Origin of the sequence: Rhodococcus sp. T7, from assembly GCF_009872365.1 — a bacterium.
In the GTDB taxonomy this organism is placed as follows: Bacteria; Actinomycetota; Actinomycetes; order Mycobacteriales; family Mycobacteriaceae; genus Rhodococcus_F.
Window position 1 is genome coordinate 1 of sequence record NZ_WXYH01000238.1, and the last position, 1330, is coordinate 1330.

The 1330-nt window shown below is 62.1% G+C and carries 1 protein-coding gene; it reads left to right on the forward strand.

The features are described 5' to 3' along the window. Positions 1-1330: condensation domain-containing protein (locus MLGJGCBP_RS21575; RefSeq protein WP_236581242.1), on the forward strand; the 1330-nt coding region annotated here is incomplete at both ends.

Here is a 1330-nt window from a genome sequence, read left to right on the forward strand (position 1 = left end):
GCGTTTGTGGTGTTGGGGGAGTTGCCGCTGAATGCGTCGGGCAAGTTGGATCGGAAGGCGTTGCCGGCGCCGGTGTTTCTCAGTGGCTCGGCGTTCCGGGCTCCGATTACGGAGGCCGAGAAGGTTATCGCAGGCCTGTTCGCCGAGGTGCTGGGGGTCGAGAAGGTCGGTGTGGATGATTCGTTCTTCGCTGTGGGTGGAGACTCGATTGTCGCGATTCAGTTGGTGTCGCGGGCGAGGGCTCGAGGCATTGCATTCACACCACGGGATGTGTTCGAGCGTAAGACTGTTGCAAGCTTGGCTGAGATTGCTCAGTTGACTGCAGGTCTCGAGGCGGTGGTGCTCGAGGAGTTGGCCGGTGGCGGTGTGGGGTCGATGCCGTTGACGCCGATCGGGCATTCGATGATCGAACGCGGGGGCGGTTTCGGCCGGTTCACGCAGACAATGACACTGAGCTTGCCGCTGAGCATCAGCCGGTCCACCCTGGTCGACTCGATCGCGGCGGTCGTTGATCAACATGATGCGCTGAGGAGTCGACTGTCCCGTGATGAGTTCGGGCAGTATTGCATTGTCGCAGAACCGCGCGGCGCAGTCGACGTTGATTCGCTGATTCGACGCGTTCCGGTGACGTCGAGTATCGCCGATGCCGAACTCACGGACCTTTCGTCAGTGGAACTTGATGCAGCGTTGGATCGGTTGGATCCGGCTTCGGGCGTGGTGCTGCAGTTCGTCTGGTTCGACTTCTCTTCGACGGCAGGGGAAGCTGCTCGGGCTGGAGTATTGATGATCGTCGCGCATCACTTGGTCGTTGACGGGGTGTCGTGGCGGATCATGATCCCGGACTTCGCAATCGCATGGTCTCAGATTGACGCAGGGCAATCGCCGAGCTTGGCGCCCGTGGGAACCTCGATGCGTCGGTGGGCACACGCATTGTTAGAGGAGGCACAGTCCGAGGTACGAGCGGCGGAGTTGCCGTTGTGGCAGTCCGTGCTCGAGGGATCGGATCCGATGCTCGGCTCGCGTGCCTTCGATCCAGCCGTTGATGTAGGCCCGACGGTCGAGCAGGTTCGGGTGGACCTACCGGCTGACGTAACCGATAGCTTGTTGACTACGGTGCCGCGCCTGTTCGGGGGTGGGGTCAATGACGGACTTCTCGCGGCGCTTGCTCTCGCTCTCGCTCAGTGGCGTCGCGAACGCGGTATCGACGAGACGTCTGCGCTCGTACAGCTCGAGGGTCACGGCCGTGAGGAGGAGGTGATTGCGGGGGCGGATCTGTCGCGGACGGTCGGGTGGTTCACCAGTGCGTTCCCGGTGCGGTTGGATATCGGTG